Origin of the sequence: Actinoplanes sichuanensis (assembly GCF_033097365.1) — a bacterium.
In the GTDB taxonomy this organism is placed as follows: domain Bacteria; phylum Actinomycetota; class Actinomycetes; order Mycobacteriales; family Micromonosporaceae; genus Actinoplanes; species Actinoplanes sichuanensis.
The window spans coordinates 6,225,453-6,245,185 of sequence record NZ_AP028461.1; the positions used below are offsets into that span (position 1 = coordinate 6,225,453).

General features: G+C 70.8%; 14 protein-coding genes. 10 read left to right on the forward strand and 4 right to left on the reverse strand.

Going from position 1 to position 19,733, the window contains the following annotated elements; all coding sequences use genetic code 11:
• Position 1: 1 nt before the first annotated feature.
• A complete protein-coding gene (locus Q0Z83_RS28700) occupies positions 2 to 913 on the reverse strand; it encodes a formylglycine-generating enzyme family protein (RefSeq protein ID WP_317786337.1) in 912 nt (303 codons plus the stop codon).
• Between the two features lie 67 nt (positions 914 to 980).
• Here Q0Z83_RS28700 and Q0Z83_RS28705 point away from each other — a divergent pair, with 67 nt between their 5' ends.
• On the forward strand, positions 981 to 1,862 hold the full coding sequence (locus tag Q0Z83_RS28705; protein ID WP_317786338.1) for an LLM class F420-dependent oxidoreductase: 882 nt from the start codon (positions 981 to 983) through the stop codon (positions 1,860 to 1,862).
• Positions 1,863 to 1,998: 136 nt separating this feature from the next.
• The gene (locus Q0Z83_RS28710; RefSeq protein ID WP_317786339.1) at positions 1,999 to 3,036 is read left to right on the forward strand and encodes a LacI family DNA-binding transcriptional regulator; all 1,038 of its coding nucleotides are present in this window, start codon (positions 1,999 to 2,001) and stop codon (positions 3,034 to 3,036) included.
• Here Q0Z83_RS28710 and Q0Z83_RS28715 read toward each other — a convergent pair.
• The 3 genes from Q0Z83_RS28715 to Q0Z83_RS28725 are packed head-to-tail and all read right to left on the reverse strand — an operon-like array spanning position 3,001 to position 6,141.
• The gene (locus Q0Z83_RS28715; RefSeq protein ID WP_317786340.1) at positions 3,001 to 3,900 is read right to left on the reverse strand and encodes a carbohydrate ABC transporter permease; all 900 of its coding nucleotides are present in this window, start codon (positions 3,898 to 3,900) and stop codon (positions 3,001 to 3,003) included. The genes Q0Z83_RS28710 and Q0Z83_RS28715 overlap by 36 nt on opposite strands.
• Before the next feature lies 1 nt (position 3,901).
• A complete protein-coding gene (locus tag Q0Z83_RS28720; protein WP_317786341.1) occupies positions 3,902 to 4,807 on the reverse strand; it encodes a carbohydrate ABC transporter permease in 906 nt (301 codons plus the stop codon).
• 17 nt (positions 4,808 to 4,824) lie between these two features.
• A complete protein-coding gene (locus tag Q0Z83_RS28725; RefSeq protein WP_317786342.1) occupies positions 4,825 to 6,141 on the reverse strand; it encodes an extracellular solute-binding protein in 1,317 nt (438 codons plus the stop codon).
• A 234-nt stretch (positions 6,142 to 6,375) separates the two neighbouring features.
• Here Q0Z83_RS28725 and Q0Z83_RS28730 point away from each other — a divergent pair, with 234 nt between their 5' ends.
• The 8 genes from Q0Z83_RS28730 (at position 6,376) to Q0Z83_RS28765 (ending at position 19,686) form a co-directional block, all read left to right on the forward strand.
• Positions 6,376 to 8,730 carry a glycoside hydrolase family 3 N-terminal domain-containing protein gene (locus Q0Z83_RS28730; protein ID WP_317786343.1) on the forward strand — a complete coding sequence of 785 codons (2,355 nt, stop codon included), beginning with the start codon at positions 6,376 to 6,378 and terminating at the stop codon, positions 8,728 to 8,730.
• 4 nt (positions 8,731 to 8,734) lie between these two features.
• Complete coding sequence (locus tag Q0Z83_RS28735; protein ID WP_317786344.1) at positions 8,735 to 9,940, forward strand: PP2C family protein-serine/threonine phosphatase; 1,206 nt, start codon at positions 8,735 to 8,737, stop codon at positions 9,938 to 9,940.
• A 140-nt stretch (positions 9,941 to 10,080) separates the two neighbouring features.
• Positions 10,081 to 11,517, forward strand: a complete 1,437-nt coding sequence (locus Q0Z83_RS28740; protein WP_317786345.1) for a gamma-aminobutyraldehyde dehydrogenase — start codon at positions 10,081 to 10,083, stop codon at positions 11,515 to 11,517.
• Positions 11,518 to 11,519: 2 nt separating this feature from the next.
• Positions 11,520 to 12,785 (forward strand): 4-aminobutyrate--2-oxoglutarate transaminase, encoded by a 1,266-nt coding sequence (gabT, locus tag Q0Z83_RS28745; RefSeq protein ID WP_317797154.1) that lies wholly within the window; start codon positions 11,520 to 11,522, stop codon positions 12,783 to 12,785.
• A gap of 48 nt (positions 12,786 to 12,833) precedes the next feature.
• Positions 12,834 to 13,289: an Lrp/AsnC family transcriptional regulator gene (locus Q0Z83_RS28750; protein WP_317786346.1), complete on the forward strand. Its 456-nt coding sequence runs from the start codon at positions 12,834 to 12,836 to the stop codon at positions 13,287 to 13,289.
• A 4-nt stretch (positions 13,290 to 13,293) separates the two neighbouring features.
• The gene (locus tag Q0Z83_RS28755; RefSeq protein WP_317786347.1) at positions 13,294 to 14,565 is read left to right on the forward strand and encodes an NAD(P)/FAD-dependent oxidoreductase; all 1,272 of its coding nucleotides are present in this window, start codon (positions 13,294 to 13,296) and stop codon (positions 14,563 to 14,565) included.
• 265 nt (positions 14,566 to 14,830) lie between these two features.
• Positions 14,831 to 19,327: a LamG domain-containing protein gene (locus tag Q0Z83_RS28760; protein WP_317786348.1), complete on the forward strand. Its 4,497-nt coding sequence runs from the start codon at positions 14,831 to 14,833 to the stop codon at positions 19,325 to 19,327.
• A complete protein-coding gene (locus Q0Z83_RS28765; protein ID WP_317786349.1) occupies positions 19,324 to 19,686 on the forward strand; it encodes a DUF6086 family protein in 363 nt (120 codons plus the stop codon). Before Q0Z83_RS28760 ends, Q0Z83_RS28765 begins: the two co-directional genes overlap by 4 nt.
• Positions 19,687 to 19,733 lie beyond the last annotated feature (47 nt).

Genomic DNA, 19,733 nt, shown 5'->3' on the forward strand with positions numbered 1-19,733 from the left:
TTCATGCGGCCACTGTACGGAAGCCCATGTTCCCGGTCGACGAATCAACCGTGTTCGAGGAGCGGGCCGCGTTGCGGTAGCGGTTGCAGTAGGAGTCTTGGCACAGGTAGGAGCCGCCCCGGATGACCTTCGCCGCGCCGGTCGACGGTCCGCGGGGATCGTCGACAGGCGACTGTGCGTAGTAGACCGGGGAGAACCAGTCGGCGCACCACTCCCACACGTTGCCGACCGGCTGCCACAGGCCGTACCCGTTGGGCTGGAAGGATCGCACCGGGGCGGTGGTGACGAAGCCGTCGGCCGCGGTGTTGCGCAGCGGGAACTCGCCCTGCCAGATGTTGACCGCGTGCCCGTCGGCGGGCAGTTCGTCACCCCACGGGTAGCGGCGCGACGGCAGACCGGCCCGGGCAGCGCACTCCCACTGCGCCTCGGACGGTAGGCGGCGGCCCGCCCAGACGCAGTAGGCCTGCGCGTCGTTCCAGCTCACGTGGACGACCGGGTGGTCGTCGAGGGCGGTGTCGGAGGGGCCGCCGGGGTGTGCCCAGTCAGCGCCCTCGACACCGAGCCACCATGGGGTGCCGTGCAGCCGGCCGGCCACCCGGTCCGGGTCGGTGAGGGCCAGGTGGAAGACCGCGGACCAGCCGAACCGTTCGGCGTCGGTGCGGAAGCCGGTCGCGGTGGTGAACGCGCGGAAGTCGGCCACCGTCACCGAGGTGGCGTCGATGGTGAAGGCGGGCAGGCGTACCTCATGCACGGGCTGTTCGCCGTCGGCCCGTACCCCGTCGTCGTGGGCGTCTCCCATCGCGAAGGCCTGGGCCGGCACGGCGACCTGCTGGATCGCATGCGTTCCGGCGCCGGGAACGGGCGCCGGGGCCGGTTCGGCGGCCCGGCCGGAGGCGGGCGTGCAACAGCTCATAGTCGATAGGATAAGTGGGGATGATCACCACGGGCCGGCGCGGGTCGCCCGGCGGTAGGTTGAGGGCATGAGCATTGGTTTCGGGGTTTTCGTGCCACAGGGGTGGCGGATGGACCTGGTCGAGATCGCCGACCCGGTCGAGCAGTACGAGGCGATGACGGCGGTGGCGAAGGTCGCCGACGCCGGCCCCTGGGACAGCATCTGGGTGTACGACCACTTCCATACGGTTCCCGAGCCCACGATGAACACCACGTTCGAGGCCTGGACGGTCACCTCGACGCTGGCCCGGGACACCAGCCGGGTCAACATCGGCCAGATGGTCGGCTGCAACGGCTACCGGCACCCGGCCCTCTACGCCAAGATCGCCTCGACGGTCGACGTGGCCAGCCACGGCCGGCTCTACGCGGGTCTCGGCGCCGGGTGGTATGAGCACGAATGGAAGGCGTACGGCTACGAGTGGGCCGACGTCCCGGAGCGGATGGCCGCGTTCCGGGAGGCCGTCGAGATCGTGCACAAGATGTGGACCGAGGACGAGCCGGTCTTCACCGGCAAGCACTACCGGATCGACAAGCCGATCAACGAGCCGAAGGGCGTACGCAAGCCGCACCCGTCGTTCTGGCTCGGCGGCGGTGGCGAGAAGGTGACGCTCAAGCTGGTCGCGCAGTACGCCGACGGCGCCAACTTCGGCAACGGCGATCCGGAGATCTTCCAGCAGAAGGCGGCGGTGTTGCGCGCCCACTGCGACCGGCTGGACCGTGACTACGACCGGATCATCAAGTCGACCGGCTACCCGGTGGACCTGAGCCTGTCCAGCGCTGAGCACATCGCCAAGCTGGAGAAGCTCGCCGAGGCGGGCGCCGACTACGTGATCGTCTACATCCCGCGGGTCGCCTACGACCACGAGCCGCTGCTGCGGTTCGCCGAGGAGGTCATCCCGCAGTTCTCCTGATCGATTCGCCGCCTGGTAGGGCTGGGAGCGATCCCAGCCCTACCAGGCATTTTCCGTTCGGGCGGGACATGGCAGAATTCCGATGCCGGTTTCCGAAAGTTCCAGCCGAGATGGGCCGGCGGTAAGGAGCAGCCCCGTGGCCACTGGCAGGGGAAGAGTGACGATCGCCGCGATAGCGGAGGCCGCGGGGGTTTCCGTGCCGACGGTGTCTCGGGTGCTCAATGGTCGCTCCGACGTGTCACCGGGCACCCGCGAGCTGATCGAACGGCTGCTGCGAGAGCACGATTACCGTCCCCGCAACTCTCGGCATTCCGGGCGCGCCCGTCTGGTCGACCTGGTTTTCAACGATCTGGACAGCCCGTGGGCGCTGGAGTTGGTGCGCGGCGTCGAGGACATCACGCACGCGGCCGGCGTCGGCACGGTGGTGTCCCAGGTGCACCGACGCAGCACCGCGACCCGGCAGTGGCTGCAGAATCTGCGGGCCCGCGCCTCCGACGGCGTCATCTTCGTGACCTCCGACGTGGCCGAGCCGGTGCACAGTGAGCTGCACCGTCTCAAGGTGCCGGTGGTGATCATCGACCCGGCCGGCGGGGTGGCCTCCGACGTGCCGACGATCGGGGCGACCAACTGGTCCGGCGGGCGGACCGCGACCGATCACCTGTTGTCGCTGGGCCACCGACGGATCGGGTTCGTGGCCGGCCCGAGTCACCTGCTGTGCAGCCGGGCCCGGCTGGACGGTTACCGGGCCGCGATGGAGACGGCCGGGATCCGGGTCGACGAGGAGCTGATCACCACGGGCGACTTCCGGCACGAGGCCGGGTTCCTGGCCGGCAACCGGCTGCTCGACCTGCCGGAGCGGCCGACCGCGGTCTTCGCGTCCAGCGACCTGATGGCGCTCGGCGTGTGCGAGGCGGCCCGGCGGCGTGGCCTGCGGGTGCCCGATCAGCTGAGTGTGGTCGGTTTCGACGACCTGCCCGAGTCGCGGTGGTCGTCGCCGCCGCTGACCACGATCCGCCAGCCGCTGGCCGAGATGGGCGGTCTCGCCGCGCGGACCGTGTTGCGGCTGTCGCGCGGCGAGGCCATCGAGACCCCCCGGGTGGAACTGGCCACCAAGCTCATGGTGCGGGAGAGCACCAGGTCACTTGCCGAATCCGGCGGTCAGGCCGCTCAATAGCTGGCGGCGCCCGATCACGTAGAGGGTGAGGATCGGCAGCGTCGTCAGCACGACCGCGGCCAGCACGGCCGGGATGTTGACGCTGAACTGGCCCTGGAACTCCCAGAGGGCGAGCGGCAGGGTCCGCTGCTCGGGACTCTGGGTGAGGATCAGCGGGAGCACGAACCCGTTCCAGACGGTCAGTCCCTGGTAGATGGTGACGGTCACCAGGGCCGGCCGGGTGAGCGGGAAGGCGAGCCGCCACAGCGTGCCCCACTCGGTGGCGCCGTCCATCCGCATCGACTCGAAGAGCTCCTTCGGCACGTCGCGGATGAAGTTCGCCAGGACCAGCACACTCAGCGGGATGGCGAACGCCAGCGAGGGCATGATGATCGCGCCGAGCGTGTCGTACATCTGGATCCGGATGATGATCAGGTAGATCGGGATGATGACCGCCTGCAGCGGGATCGCCAGGCCCATCAGGAACAGGCCGTTGACCGTCCGCAGGAACCGGCTGCCGGCGCCACCGCGGATGATCGCGTAGGCCGCCATGAACGACACGAGCACCGCCGGCCCGACCGAACCGACCGTGACGATGACGCTGTTCATGAAATACCGGACGAAGTCGTTCTCCAGGACGAACCGGTAATTCTCCAGCGTCGGGTCGGACGGCCAGGCGAGCGGGTTGGCGTCGTAGTAGTCGTCCTGCAGCTTGAGGCTGGTGATCACGATCCAGTAGATCGGGATCACCACGATCGCGAGCCACAGCCAGCCGGCCAGGCCACCCGCGAAGTTCCAGTGCAGCGGGTGGAAACGGCGCCGGGCCTTCACCTGAGGATCTTTCCGGACCGGCGCGGGGGTACGGCGGTCGAGCATCGTCGGCATGTCAGGCTCCTTCCAGCTGGCTGTCGGCCTGGTCGCGCCCGCCGAGCCGGCGCAGGCCGAGCGCCAGCAGCAGGCCGAAGAGCACCAGGATGACGGCGATCGCGCTGGCCGGGCCCATCAGGTTGGCCTTGAATCCGCGCTGGTACATGTCGACGGCCAGGGACTGGGTGGCGCCACCGGGACCACCCGCGGTGAGCACCCAGATCAGGTCGAAGAAGGTCAACGACCCGACGACCATCAGCGTCGACGACGTGATGATCGTGTACTTGAGCTGCGGCAGGGTGATGTTGAAGAACTGGCGGATCCGGCCGGCGCCGTCGATCTGGGCCGCCTCGTACATCGAGGCCGGGATCTGCCGCACCCCGCCCTGGTAGATCAGCGAGTGGAACGGGATGAACTGCCAGGACACCACGAACACCACGACGCCGATGGCCAGGGTGCCGTCGCCGAGCCAGTCCTGCTGCAGGAACGGGAAGCCGAGCCCGGCGCCGAGCCCGAAGTTGGGGTCGAGCAGCGCCTTGTAGGTGATCGAGATGGCGGCCTGGCTGAGCAGCAGCGGGATGAAGTAGAGCACCGCCAGCACCGCACGGTAACGGTGCCGGGCCGCGAGGAACACCCCGATCAGGATGGAGATCGGCGTCTGCACCAGCCAGGACAGCGCCATGATCAGGAAGGTGACCCAGAGCGCGTGCGGCAGGTCCGGGTCGGAGAGCACGGCGCGCCAGCTGTCCAACCCGGAGAAGGGGATGTCGGTGGTCTGGCCGGTCCACGAGCTGAAACTGAGCACCAGCACCCCGAGCAGCGGGACCACCCCGAAGAGGGTGAAGGCGATCAGGGCCGGCCAGGCCATCCACGAGACGGACCCGCTCCCCCCGGCGTTGTTGCTGCCGGGGGGAGCGGTCCGCACCACAGGCGGAGCTATCGTCATTTCCCGATGACCGCGTTCATGTTGTCGGCGAACTGCTGCGGACCGATCGACTGGGTGAACAGCTTGGAGATGTTGGACAGCAGGGTCTCCGCGGCGGTCGGGCTGAGCGCCTGGTCCCAGGACTGGGCGAACACCTTGGCGTTGCTGGCCACGCCGTAGACGAACTTGAGGAAATCGGCGTCCGGCGAGGAGGCGAGCTTGGCGTCGGCGCCCTTGATGATCGGCACACCGCCGGTCTTGATCCAGTCGGACTGCTCGGTGTCGTCGAGCAGACTGGTGAAGAACTTCTTGGCGATCTCCTTCTGCTCGGCCGAGGCCTTGGAGGAGATCGACAGGTACTGGCCGGCATTGCCGACGGTGTCGTTCGGGTCGCCCTTGCCGCCGTCGACGCCGGGGAAGTTCATGTAACCGAGCTTGCCGTCGGCGATGAACGAGCCGCCCTGGGCCTGGATGATGCCGTACGACCAGCTGCCGTGCAGCATCATGGCCGCCTTGCCCTTGTAGAGCAGCGCCTGGTCGGCGTTGGAGTCGGCGGTGATCGAGGAGAAGCCCTTGACGAAGCCGTCCGCCTTGATCAGGTCCTGGATCTTGGTGAGCGCGTCGATGGCGAGCGGGTTGCTCCAGGCGTTGGCCTTGCCCTCGAAGACGTCACCGAAGACCGACGGGCCGCCGATCCGGTCGAAGAGGAACTCCAGCCACATCATGTTGGTCCAGCGGGACTGGCCGCCGAGCGAGAACGGGGCGATGCCCTTGGCGTTGAACTTGGGCACCAGGTCCATGATCTCGCCCCACGACTGCGGCGGGGTGAGCCCGGCGTCGGCGAAGACCTGCTTGTTGTAGAACAGCACGATCGGCTGGACCGTCTCGGCCGGCATGGCGTAGATCTTGCCGTTGATGGTGGCCGGTCCGAAGGAGGCCGGGAAGAGCCGGTCCTTGACCGCGGCGTTCTGCCCGAACCAGTCGGTGAGGTCGTCGACCTGGCCGCCGTCGACGTAGCTCTTCAGGCCGCCGCCACCCCAGCCCCAGATGATCGTCGGCGGCTGGCCGGCGCCGAGCGCGGTCTTGAGCTTGTCCTTGTAGGCGTCGTTCTGGAACGCGGTGAGCTTGATCTGGCCGTTCGGGTTGGCCTTGTTGAACCGCTCCACGGCCCCGGTGCGGACCGATTCGCCGGGCGGCCCGCTGAGGAACCAGTAGGAGGCCTCGCCGGCCTTGGCGGTGCCACCGCCGCCGGCCGGGCCGGACGTGCCACAGGCGGCGAGCGCCGCCCCGGCGCCGAGGCCGGTCGAAAGGGTCAAAAAGTTCCTGCGCTTCACGCTGATCTCCGTTGTCAGAAGCAATTTGAGCGGTAGCAACTGCCGGAAGTTTCGAGTGACAGCCGCAAATTAACGCGAGGTTTCGTTAACGTAGGGTTTCGCCGTTCCGAGTGTCAAGGCTCTTGCCCTAACCGTGCCCGGAGCGCGAGAGTTACAAAGGCCCGTGGGCGCGTCACCGTCCGCCGAGGCCCGCCGACCAGCGGCTGGACGGTGCCGAAAGTTTCGGAGGTTTCGTTGACAACACATCCCTGGCAGGATTCGGCGCTGCCGGTTCCCGAGCGCGTCGAGGCTCTGCTCGCCGCGATGACGCTCGAGGAGAAGGTGGCCCAGCTCGGCAGCCGGTGGATCGGCAAGGACAAGGGCGCCACCGGCCCGGCCGGTCCCGAGCCGGAGTCGGAACATTCGGTGGCCCCGATGGAGAGCGAGTTCAGCGGCGGGCCCGCGCTGGAGGACGCCAGTCGGCACGGCCTCGGCCAGCTCACCCGGATCTACGGCAGCTACCCGATCACCGTCTCCGAGGGGACCGCCGAACTGGTCCGTCAGCAGCGGATCGTGATGGCCTCCTCGCGGCTGGGCATCCCGGCGATGGTGCACGAGGAGTGCCTGACCGGGTTCACCATGCACGGCGCGTCGGTCTATCCGGCCGCCATCGCCTGGGGCGCCACCTTCGACCCGGAGCTGATCGAGCGGATGGCCGCCGCGATCGGCCGTGACATGGCGGCGCTCGGCGTGCACCAGGCGCTGGCCCCGGTGCTCGACGTGGTCCGCGACTACCGGTGGGGCCGGGTGGAGGAGTCCATCGGCGAGGACCCCTACCTGGTCGGCACGGTCGGCTCGGCGTACGTCCGCGGTCTGCAGAGCTCGGGGGTTCTGGCCACGCTCAAGCACTTCGCCGGGTACTCCGCCTCTCGCGGCGCCCGCAACCACGGCCCGGTGCCGATGGGCCGTCGCGAGCTGCTCGACATGATCCTGCCACCGTTCGAGGCCGCCGTCCGCGATGGTGCCGGATCCGTCATGAACTCCTACTCCGACGTCGACGGGGTGCCCGCCGGGGCCGACTCCTGGCTGCTCACCGACCTGCTGCGGGACGAGTGGGGCTTCACCGGCACGGTCGTCTCGGACTACTGGGCGGTGCCGTTCCTGGCCGGCATGCACGGCATCGCGGCCGACGACGGCGGCGCCGGGGCCCGGGCCCTGGAGGCCGGCATCGACGTGGAACTTCCGGACACCATCGGGTACGGCGCCGAGCTGGTCGCCCGGGTCCGCTCGGGTGAGGTCGACGAGTCGTACGTGGAACGCGCCGCCCGCCGGGTCCTGACCCAGAAGGCGGCCCTCGGCCTGCTCGATCCGGAGTGGACCCCGGAGGCCTCGGTGGCCGACTCGGCCGAGGTGGTCCTCGACTCGGCGGCCAACCGGGCACTGGCCCGCGAGGTGGCCGAGCACTCGATCGTCCTGCTCGACCCGGGTGACGTGCTGCCGCTGTCCGGCACGGGGCGGATGGCGGTGGTCGGCCCGTGCGCCGACGACGCGCGCACGTTCCTGGGCTGCTACGCGTTCGCCAACCACGTTCTCCCCCGCTATCCGGGTGTCGACCCGGAGATCGAGCTGCCGACCGCGGCCGAGTCGCTGCGGGCCGAGTTCGCGGCGGCCGAGATCACGTACGCCCGCGGTTGTGCCGTCGACGGCGACGACAGGTCCGGGTTCGACGAGGCGGTGGCCGCCGCCCGGGACGCCGACGTGTGCCTGGTCTTCGTCGGTGACCTGGCCGGACTGTTCGGCAAGGGCACCTCGGGCGAGGGCTGCGACGCCGCCGACCTGCGACTGCCGGGTGTCCAGGCGGATCTCGTCGAAGCGCTTCTCGGGACCGGCACACCGGTGGTGGTGGTCGTGGTGTCCGGTCGGCCGTACGCGCTGGGCGACTTCGACGGCCGGGCCGCCGCCCTGGTGCAGGCGTTCATGCCGGGCGAGGAGGGCGGGCCGGCCATCGCCGGTGTGCTGTCCGGCCGGGTGCAGCCCAGCGGCAAGCTGCCGGTGCAGATCCCGCGGACCCCGGGTGGTCAGCCGGGCACCTACCTGCAGCCACGACTGGGCGCGGTGCACACCGGAACCAGCAACCTGGACCCGACTCCGCTGTTCGCGTTCGGGCACGGGCTGTCGTACACCACGTTCGAGGTCGGCGACCTGCGCCTGTCCAGCGATCGGGTGCCGACCGACGGCGAGTTCAGCGCCACCGTGCGGGTCCGCAACACCGGCGCGCGGGACGGCGCCGAGGTGGTGCAGCTGTACCTGTCCGACCCGGTCGCCCAGGTCACCCGTCCGGTGATTCAGCTCGCCGGTTTCCAGCGGGTGGAGCTGGCCGCCGGTGCCGCCGCGGATGTCGTCTTCCACGTGCACACCGACCGGACGGCTTTCACCGGCCGTGCTTTGAAACGTATCGTCGAGCCCGGTGAGCTGCGGGTTCTCGCCGGGACGTCGGCCGGCGACCTGCCCTGCGCGGCGACCGTCGAGCTGACCGGGCCGACCCGGCCGGTCGGGCCCGGACGGGTCATCACCACACCGGTGGAGGTGCGCCCGGAACAACTAGGCTGACCCCGTGCCCCCACGCATCAACGACGACGAGCGGCTGCGCCGGCTCGAAGCGGTCACCGATGCGACGCTGTCCCGGCTCGACGCCTCCGATCTCCTCGACGAGCTGCTGGACCGGGTGCGTGATCTGCTGGGCGTCGACACCGCGGCGATCCTGCTGCTCGACGCGCACTCCCAGCAGCTCGTCGCGACCGCGGCCAAGGGCCTGGAGGAGGAGGTCCGGGCCGGGTTCCGGGTGGCGGTGGGGCGCGGGTTCGCCGGCCGGGTCGCGGCGACCCGCGCCGCGGTCCGGCTCATCGACGTCACCCCGGCCGACGTGGTCAACCCGATCCTGGTCGGCAAGGGGATCCGGTCGCTGCTGGGCGTGCCGATCCTGGCCGGCCGGGACCTGGTCGGGGTGCTGCACGTCGGCACGCTCAGCCGCCGCGAGTTCGGCGACGACGACGTGAAGCTGCTGGAGCTGGTGGCCGACCGGGCCGCGGTGGCCGGGCGGATCCGGTCGGCGAAACTCGACCAGTCGGCCGCCCTGGCCCTGCAGCGCAGCCTGCTGCCGGCCCGGCTGCCGTCGGTGCCCGGCGTCGAGCTGGCCGCGCGCTACGTGCCCGGCCACGCGACCGGCATCGGCGGCGACTGGTATGACGTGTTCGTCCTGCCGTCCGGCTGGCTCGGTGTGGTGATCGGCGACGTGTCCGGGCACGGCCTGGCGTCGGCCGTGGTGATGGGCCGCATCCGTAGCGCCCTCCGGGCGTACGCGCTGATCTGCGACGACCCGGCGCAGGCGCTGACCCTGCTGGACTGCAAGGTGCAGCACTTCGAGGCGGGCAGCCTGACCACCGCCCTCTACGCGATGATCAGCCCCGACCGGGACCGGGCGGTGATCTCCACGGCCGGTCACCTGCGCCCGGTGCTGGCCGTTCCGGACGGCCCGGCCGGGCTGGCCGACGTGCCGGTCGACCCGCCGCTCGGGGTGACCCGCCCGGACCGGCCGCGCCGCAGCACCGCGGTGCCGCTGGCGCCCGGAGCACTGCTGTTCTGCTACACCGACGGCCTGGTCGAGCGCCGCGGCGAGGTGATCGACGCCGGACTGGACCGGTTGGTCGCGATCGTTCGAACCGACCCGCCGGAGGTGGTCTGCGCTACCGTCATGTCGGATGCCGCCGCCGAGCGGCCGACCGACGACGTGGCGGTTCTGGCGGTTCGCCGCCGCGGGTGACGGCGGGTGTGTCACCGTTCGATGGCAGGTTGGTTACCGGCCCCAGCTCCTACGGAAATATTGCTGCGAACTCTTGTTCGCAACGGATTCAGCAGAAAAGATGGGGCCGAATTCGCTGATACCACAGCTGGAGGCGCCGGATGACCGCGAAGACGGTACTGCACAACCTCATCGGGGGCGAAGCCGTCGCGCCCGTCGAGGGGCGGTACTCCGATCTCATCGACCCGTCCACAGGTGAGGTGTTCGCCTCGGCGCCGGTCTCCGGTTCCGAGGACGTCGACCGGGCCATGACCGCCGCCTCGGCCGCGTTCCAGCAGTGGCGCGACACCACGCCCGGCGAGCGGCAGCGGGCTCTGCTGAAGTTCGCCGACGCCATCGAGGAGCGGGCCGACGAGCTGGTCGCCGCCGAGTCGAAGAACACCGGCAAGCCGCTCGGTCTGACCGCCAGCGAGGAACTGCCGCCGGCCATCGACCACCTGCGCTTCTTCGCCGGCGCCGCCCGGGTGCTGGAGGGCCGTTCGGCCGGGCAGTACATGAACGGGTTCGAGAGCTACGTGCGCCGCGAGCCGATCGGTGTCTGCGCGCAGGTCACCCCGTGGAACTATCCGCTGCTGATGGCGATGTGGAAGATCGCACCGGCACTGGCCGCGGGCAACGCCGTGGTGCTCAAGCCGTCCGACACCACCCCGGTGACCAGCGTCCTGCTGGCCGAGATCGCCGCCGAGTTCCTGCCGGCCGGCCTGTTCAACGTGGTCCTCGGCGACCGGGACACCGGTCGCGCCCTGGTCACCCACCGGACCCCGCAGATGGTGTCGATCACCGGTTCGGTGCGGGCCGGCATGGAGGTGGCCGGCAGTGCCGCCGCCGACCTCAAGCGCACCCACCTGGAGCTGGGCGGCAAGGCTCCGGTGGTGGTCTTCGACGACGCCGATGTGGAGGCGGCCGCCGCGTCGATCGCCGAGGCCGGCTACTTCAACGCCGGGCAGGACTGCACCGCCGCCACCCGGGTGCTGGCCTCGGCCGGTGTCTACGACGACTTCGTGGCCGCGCTCGCGGCGCAGGCCCGGGAGATCAAGACCGGCGCCCCGGATCAGGAGGACGTGCTCTACGGTCCGGTCAACAACGCCGGTCAGCTGGCCCGGGTGGCCGGGTTCATCGACCGGCTGCCGGACCACGCGGTGCTGCAGGCCGGTGGGTCGCAGGTCGGCGACCGGGGCTTCTTCTACTCCCCGACGGTCGTCTCCGGACTGCGGCAGGACGACGAGATCATCCAGAACGAGGTCTTCGGCCCGGTCATCACCGTGCAGAAGTTCGGCGACGAGGACGAGGCGGTCGCCTACGCCAACGGTGTCGAGTACGCCCTGGCCTCCAGCGTCTGGACGAAGGACCACGGCCGGGCGATGCGGATGACGCAGCGGCTCGACTTCGGCTGCGTCTGGGTCAACTGCCACATCCCGCTGGTCGCCGAGATGCCGCACGGCGGCTTCAAGCACTCCGGGCACGGCAAGGACCTGTCGGTGTACGGGTTCGAGGACTACACCCGCATCAAGCACGTCATGCACAACGTGGGGGCGTGACCGTGACCACCTCGGAGGAACTGCACAAGCGCCGTCTCGCGGCCGTCGCCAAGGGTGTCGGGTCGGTGATCCCGAGCTATGTGGCCTCAGCCGGCGGCGGCACGATCACCGACGTCGACGGCCGGGAGTGGATCGACTTCGCCTCCGGGATCGCGGTCACCAACGTCGGCAACGCCGCCCCACGGGTGGTCGAGGCGGTCCGCGCGCAGGTCGAGCGGTTCACCCACACCTGTTTCATGGTGGCCCCCTACGAGTCGTACGTGGCGGTCTGCGAGCAGCTGATCGACCTGACACCGGGGAGCTTCGAGAAGCGGGCGGCGCTGTTCAACTCGGGTGCCGAGGCGGTGGAGAACGCCGTCAAGATCGCTCGGCACGCGACCGGGCGGCCGGCCGTCGTCGTCTTCGACCACGCCTACCACGGCCGGACGAACCTGACGATGGCGCTGACCGCGAAGAACATGCCGTACAAGCACCGGTTCGGCCCGTTCGCCCCGGAGGTCTACCGGGCGCCGATGTCGTACCCGCTGCGCGACGGCGGACTGACCGGTCCGGAGGCCGCCCGGCGGGCGATCGATGTGATCGAGAAGCAGGTCGGCGGCGCCAACGTGGCGGCCGTGCTGATCGAGCCGATCCAGGGTGAGGGCGGTTTCGTGGTGCCGGCGCCGGGCTTCCTGCCGGCGATCGCGGCGTGGGCGAAGGCGAACGGGGCGGTGTTCATCGCCGACGAGATCCAGACCGGGTTCGCGCGTACCGGGCAGTGGTTCGCCTCCGAGGACGAGGGCCTGGAACCGGATCTGATCACCACGGCCAAGGGCATGGGCGGCGGGCTGCCGATCGCCGGTGTGGTGGGCCGGGCCGATCTGATGGACGCGGTGCACGCCGGTGGGCTCGGTGGCACGTACGGCGGTAACCCGGTGGCCTGCGCGGCCGCCCTGGCCGCCATCGAGACCATGCGTGAGCTGGACCTGAACACCGCGGCTCAGCGCATCGGCGAAACCATCAAGGCGGCGCTCGCCGACCTCGATCCGGGTGTCGCCGAGGTACGTGGCCGGGGGGCGATGATCGCCATGGAGTTCGTGATCCCCGGAACGATCGAACCTGACGCGACCCGCACCGCGGCCGTGTCGAAGGCCTGCCACGAGGCCGGACTGCTGACGCTGACCTGCGGCACCTACGGCAATGTGCTGCGTTTCCTGCCACCTCTGGTCATTCCGGACGAGGATCTGCGCCGCGGACTCGACATCCTCCGCAGCGCTCTGCGCACCTGACGGGCGACCCCTTTGCTGACGTCAAGCGTTCCAGGGAAGAATCGCGGCGTGACGGACGTGACGCTGGACGATACGAACAAACTGATCATCGAGCATCTGCAGCGTGACGGCCGTATGTCGTACGCCACGCTGGCCAAGACGATCGGTCTCTCCGAGGCCGCCGTGCGCCAACGCGTGCAGCGGCTCCTGGACAACGGGCTGATGCAGATCGTGGCGGTCACCGACCCGCTGACCCTGGGTTTCGCCCGGCAGGCGATGGTGGGCCTGCGGGTCAACGGCAACCTGCGCACCATCGCCGACCGGATCGCCGAGGTCCCCGAGGTCGACTACGTGGTGATCTGCGCCGGGCGGTACGACCTGCTGGTCGAGCTGGTCTGCACCGACGACGAGCATCTGCTCGACATCCTCAACGAGAAGGTGCGCACCATCGAGGGCGTCACCGAGGCCGACACGTTCATGTACCTGCGACTCGCCAAACAGACCTACGCCTGGGGAACACGGTAAACCTATGAACAGCCCCTCCTTCTGGCTCGACAGTCTGGGCCCGATCGAGAAGCGCCCGCCGCTCGCCGGTGACCTGGACGCCGACGTGGCCATCGCCGGCGGCGGGTACACGGGCTTGTGGACCGCGTACTACCTGGCCAAGGCCGACCCGTCGAAACGGATCGTGATCCTGGAGGCCGAGTTCTGCGGCTTCGGAGCGTCCGGCCGCAACGGCGGCTGGGCCTCCGGACTCTTCCCGGTCTCCGAGGCCAAGTTGGCCCGCCGGTTCGGGCCGGACGCGGCGGCCGCCATGCACCACGCGCTGGCCGACACCGTCGACGAGGTCGGCCGGGTCGCCGCCGCCGAGGGCATCGACTGCGACTACGCCAAGGGCGGCACGCTCTCCCTGGTCCGCAGCACGGTCCAGCTGCGCCGGGCCCAGGGCGACCCCGGTTTCATCACCGCCGACCGGGCGCGGGCCATCTGCCACGCCACCGATGTGCTCGGCGGTGTCTACAGCGAACACTGCGCCGCGCTGCACCCGGCGAAACTGGTCCGCGGCCTGGCCGCGACGGTCGAGAACCTCGGCGTCACGATCCACGAGGGCACCCGCGCCGAGCAGATCAAGACCGGACAGATCAACACCATGCGGGGTACGGTCCACGCGCCCACGATCGTGCGGGCACTGGAGGGCTACACCGCCGGCCTGGCCGGGCACCGGCGGGACATCGCGCCGGTCTACTCCCTGATGATCGTCACCGAGCCGCTGCCCGAGGAGTTCTGGCAGCGCGTGGGCCTGGCCCGGCGGGAGACGTTCACCGACGAGCGTCGACTGGTCATCTACGGTCAGCGGACCGCCGACGACCGGCTGGCGTTCGGTGGGCGCGGTGCGCCGTACCACTTCGGGTCGAAGATCCGCCCGGAGTACGACCTGGTCCCGGAGGTGTTCGAGGCGCTGCGGGCGACGATCACCGAACTGTTCGGGATCGACCCGCCGATCGCCTACCGCTGGGGCGGGCCGCTCGGCATCCCCCGGGACTGGATGCCCTCGGTCGGCCTGCGCCACGGGATCGCCTGGGCCGGGGGCTACGTGGGTGACGGTGTCGCCGCCGCCAACCTCGCCGGGCGTACCCTCGCGGATCTGATCCTGGGGGTGGACAGCGACCTGACCCGCCTGCCGTGGGTCGGGCATCGCTCGCGCCGCTGGGAGCCGGAGCCGGCTCGCTGGCTCGGCATCAACGTGGGCCTGCGGGCGACCGCTCTGCTGGACGCGATCGATCGGCGCCGGGCCGCCTGACTCTTCGGTCAGAGCCGCGCCTTTCATCGACGTTCATCTTGACGTTCCGGAATTCATTCGTGTTTGCTGATGCCTGAGATTCATGATCGGCGATCCACGGGGGGATCCGCTGACGTGACCTGACGGGCATCGCACCGCTTCCGCGTGCCCTGATGCGCTGACCCCCGCTGGCCGCGACCGGCACGGGGGTCTCGTTCTTTTCGTCCGAGAGAACGGAAGCGCATCAGTGTCAACATCCGGAACCTCACGAACACGAAGATGGCGCATGGGTCTGTCCGGCGTCGTCGCCGGCGCCCTTGCCGCCGGATACACGGCGGTCCCGGCCCGGGCCGCCCCGGCGCCCGACCAGTCGGCTCCGGCCGCCTCGGCCGCCGTCGGCTCCTCCGGCCCACTGGCGATCTACGACATCAGCCACTACAGCGACACCGCGTCGCTCTACAGCTCCATCGAGGGTGTCGGGAACGCCGTCCTGCGTAACGGGCCGACTCTCGTCGTCGATCAGCCGTTCCCCAGCGGCAACACCAACAGCGCGGTCGCTCTCGACGGCACCGACGACTACGCCGACACCCCGGTCACGCTGAACACGGCGGCCGGCTTCACGGTGGCCTCCTGGGTGAAACTCGACCGGGTCGACCGTACCGCCGCGGTGATCTCGCAGAGCGGCAACCGGGTGTCGAACTTCCGGATCGGGCTGGACGCCGCCGGTAAGTGGCAGTTCACCATGGCCCGGGCCGACGCCGACAGCACCGCCTGGGACACGGTCACCGGCCCGGCCGCGACGGTGTCGAAGTGGACTCATCTCACCGGCGTCTACGACGCCGCCGCCGCAAAGATGACCCTCTACGTCAACGGCGTCGCGGCCACCGCCGGGACGCACACGGCGCCGTGGGCGGCCGCGAACGGCGGCGTGCAGTGGGGCCGCGGGCAGGTCGCCGGCGGCCCGGGCGCCTTCACCGACGGCAACCTCAAGCAGCTCTGGATCTACCAGGACACCCTGGACGCCCGCCGGGTCGGCGAGCTGGTGGTCGCCCCCGCCCGGGAACGCGCCGACCGCTGCTACGCCGGGCACTACCTGCACGCCGGTGGCCCGGCGGTGAAGGCGCTGGCCGGACGGGTGCTGGCGGGCACCGCCTACGACCGGCGGGTCGCGTCACACGCCTACGACTTCGTCGACTCCGAGCTCAACGGCGCCACCTGGACCGACCAGACCACGTACCGGGAGGCGTTCTACGCGCAGGGCGCGCGGTACGACGCGTGGGGCGCGGTCATCGAGCCGTACACCGTGTGGGGCGACGACTTCGGGACGTTCCACGACGTACCCGAGTACGGCGAGGAGATGCACCGCTTCCTCATGCAGCGGACCGACGACAAGTACTTCGTCCTCCCGGCCCCGGCCAAGCCGGCCCAGGCCGAGCTGGACCGGGCGCTCGCCATCGCCGCCGAGATGCGGGCGGTCGACCCCTGGTTCGCGCCGGCCGACTGGCAGGTGCAGGGCTGGTCGGCCAGTCAGATCGCCCGGTTCCTGCGTTTCGGCGGCTACCCGAAGACGGCGCCCGCCGAGGGGACGCTGGAGTACCGCACCGAGGTCGAGTCGGTCAAGCTGCTCTGGGCGGCGTGCGAGCCGGCCGACCCGGACGGCACGTCGGCGCCCGACTTCCTCTACCGCAAGGACGGCCCGCTGAGCGGCGTGGTCGAGACCGCCCGTAAGGAGTGGGCGGCCGAGCTCGCGGCCGTCGCGGCCCAGCGCAACACGATCGTCGCCGCCGAGACACGTGCCCAGGCCGATGTCCGGTCCGCCGCCGCGGCGCTGGTCGAGGCCCAGGGCCAGGCCTGGGTCGTCGGCCAGCTGTTCAAGTGGCAGAAGTACTGGGCCGGCCGGCCCAAGACGGACCTGCACTACCCGCCGGCGGCGCATTTCACCAAGGCGAAGACCGACATCACCACGGCGACCAACGCGATCGCGGCCCAGCTGAACCTGGCCAAGACCGCCGCCACCTCGGCCCAGAACCAGTCCACCGCGGTGACCACGGCGCTCACCCAGGCGGCGGCCACGGCCAAGACCAACAAGACCCCGCTGTACCGGGGCCTGGAGTACGCCCGACAGTCCTCGCAGGTCACGAAGGCGTCCGCGGCGTCGGCCCTGTCGGCACAGAAGGCGATCGAGACGACGCTGAACGCGGCCAAGGCGACGAACGCCGATGGCGCCGCGCTGCAGTCGCTGGCGCTGGTGCAGCAGTCGGCGATGCAGGCGGAGTTCCGTCGGGTGGCCGCCCAGGAGGCCGCGGCCCAGGCGAAGGCGGCCGCCACCGCGGCGGCCGAGCAGGCGGCGGCTGCCGCGGCCGAGGCCACCCGGGCCAGGAACGGCCGGGCCACGGCGGTGGCCGCCGAGGCCGAGGCGAAGAAGCAGTCGGAGATCGCGCGGGCCAAGCGGATCGTCGCGGAGTCCGAACGGGACAAGGCGGCCACCGCCCACGACCTGGCGACGGCGGAACGCCGGAAGGCGGCGACCGCCCGGGACCGGGCCGAGCAGGAACAGGCGGCGGCCGCCGAGGCGGAGAGCCGTGCCGGATCGGCGGCCGATACGGCGATCGCCCGGGCCGGTGACGCCCAGGACGCCGAGTACACCGCCAAACTGGCCCGCGACCGGGCGATCGAGGCGGAACGCAACCGGGACGCGACAGCCGCGCGGTCCCGGTCGCTGGAGGCACTGGCCGCGGCCGCGGCCGGAACATCGGCCGCCGGTGAGGCACGGGCCGCGGCAGACGACGCACGGGCGGCCGCCGCGGACGCGGCGACCGCGGCGAGCAGTGCCCGGTCGGCGGCCGACTCGGCGACGGCGGCAGCGGTCTCGGCCCGCGCGGCGGCGATCCAGTCCGGCGCGTCCGCGAAACGGTCCCGTGCCGCCGCCGACGCCTCGGGTGCCGCCGCGGCCAAGACCCGCAGCGCGTACCTGACGGCCACCGCGGCCGCCGCGGACGCGCTGCAGGCGGCCGAGAACGCCGCGTACCACGCGGACCAGGCCGAACTGGAGGCGGCGAAGGCGGCCGAGGCGGCGGTCACCGCCCGGGTGAACGCCGACGCGGCGAAGGTGCACGCCGACGCGGCCACCGCGGAGAGCGCCCGGACCGCGGGCGCGGCGTTCGCGGCGGCCGAGGCGGCGTTCGCGGCCCGCGACTCCGCGGCCCAGGCGGTGACCGCCGCCAACGAGGCGATCACCATGGGTACGCCGTTCGCGCAGACCGACGCGTCAGCGGGTTTCGCCGTCCTGGTCGGGCAGAGCTCGAAGACCATCGCGCAGCAGCAGGCCGCGACCGCACAGACGCGGGCGGACGAGGCGGCGAAGGCCGCGAAGGCCGCCGCCGACCTGGCCGCCAAGGCGCAGGCCGACGCCAAGGTCGCCGCGCAGGCAGCGGCGGCGGCAGCGGCCGACGCGGCGGCGGCCGCACAGTCCGCGTTGCAGGCGCGGGCCTCGGCGGTGGCGGCGGCGGCCGATGCCGCGGCGGCTCAGGCGGCCGCCGACCGGGCCGCGGTGTACGACAACAGCGCCCAACTCGACGCGCTGCACGCCGACATCGCCGCGACCACCGCGGAGAGCGAGGCCCGGCAGGCCGACGCGGAGGCCACCGACGCCGAACGTGACGCCGGTGCCGCTCGCACCGCCGCAACCCGGGCCGAGACCTCCTCCAAGGCCGCGTCGGGGTACGCGACCCGGGCCGACTCCGCCGCCGACGACGCCGAGGAGTCCGCGGCCAACGCCAACGAGTACGCCCGGCAGGCACAGGACGCGGCGACCCGGGCCGAGGAGCAGCAGCGCCGCGACGAACTGGCCGCCCGCGAGGGCCAGATGTCGGGTGGCGGGCCACCCGCGATCGGCGAGGACGACCTGGCGATCCTGCTCCGGTTGTGTGGGCAGCAGTGCGTCGACGAGTACCGCGCCGCATTGCAGATCTCCGGCCAGGACGTCCTCGACTGGGTCAAGGCCAACGGCGGGCAGATCCTGCTCGACATGATCGGCTGGACCGACGCCAAGGCGTGCTTCACCGAGGGCGACATCGAGGGTTGCCTGTGGACCGCGGTCAACGCGATCTCCACCGCCGCGGTCGTTCTCAAGATCCCGGCGATCGCCGCCGCGATCGTCCGGATCAGCACCGGCATCGGGGCGTTCTTCCGGGCCGGCAGCCGGGCCCGGAAGATCATCGACCGGTTCACCGAGATGATCGAGCGGTCCAAGAAGGGGCCGGACAAGCCGGACGGGCCCAGCTGCCCCTGGATGCCACCGGTCCCGGTCGCGAGCCGGACGATGAGCCTCAGCGCGGCCACCGATCCGGACTGCCCGGAATGGGACTACGACGATCCCGAGGCGTTCCCGTACACGAAGGACAAGACGAAGCTCCACAAGGACGGGAAGTATCGCCTCAAGGACGGTGACACCGAGGAGAAGATCTACGACCCGAAGGACTTCAGCCGGACGATCACCGACATCGACTGGATCAAGGACGGCGTGCTCTGGGAGAACAAGTCGGCCAAGAACCTGTGGAACAACGCCGACGCGGTGGACGAGTGGGTCGAGACGCACATCGGCCCGAAGATCCGGAAGTACATCGAGGCGCGGAAGTTCATCAAGGACTACGAGAACGCCCCGGTCGGCTTCAACTTCCACGACGCCGGCATCCCCGCCCTGCTGCGCCCGGCGGTGGAGAAGAAGGTCGCGCAGCTACGGCTGCAGACCGGTGTCGACATCCGGATACGGTGGCCGTCGTGACATATGTGTTCCTCGCGGACGGACCCGAACGCCGTACGGTGTGGAGCCCGGTGAGCAGGGCCGGTGCCCTGTACGTCGGGATGATCAACGTGGTCGCGGACGTGTACGCGGCACCGACCGGGATGACCGCCCGGGCCGACGATCTGCACGTCATCGACCCCGATCGGTTCGAGGCGTTCGTCCGGCACGTGCTGTCGGCGTACACCTCGACGACCCACGGCGAGATCCTGGCGCTGCTGGACGGGGTGCTGCCACCGTCCACGGTTCTGCTGGAGCGGTGCGGACGGCCACTGGCGCCGCGCAATGACGGCGAACGGGCCGTCGTCGAGCGGGGCCGGGCTCTGAACATGGTCTGGTGACACCGGGTGGCGGGCGCCGGCCGGGCGCCCGCCACCCGTACCGGCCG